The sequence below is a fragment of the Pauljensenia sp. UMB3104 genome, assembly GCF_030217285.1.
Classification (GTDB): Bacteria; Actinomycetota; Actinomycetes; order Actinomycetales; family Actinomycetaceae; genus Pauljensenia.
On the sequence record NZ_JASONN010000544.1, the window covers coordinates 1 to 242 of the forward strand.

Below are 242 nucleotides of genomic sequence, written 5' to 3' on the forward strand. Positions count from 1 at the left end.
ATGCTTGACGCTGATCCGCACTATGGGCAAGCCCCTGTTCGCCGACGCGGCAGACGGGTTCTTCCAGTACACGGATAGGTGGTGGAAGATCGACCAGGCCTACCGGCAGTTCCTGTACTTTGCTGCCGGCACCGGCGGGGACAGCCCCAGAGCAGTGCTGAAACAGCAGGTAGAGACCGCTTACATCTACGACTACCAGCAGCCGCTAGCCCACGAATGGGACGGGGCAATCCGGCAGCTGG

The 242-nt window shown here is 62.0% G+C and carries 1 protein-coding gene; it reads left to right on the forward strand.

The features are described from left to right. Positions 1 to 22: 22 nt before the first annotated feature. Positions 23 to 242 (forward strand): hypothetical protein (locus tag QP415_RS12725; protein ID WP_285100314.1); only part of this gene is annotated, 220 nt, incomplete at its 3' end.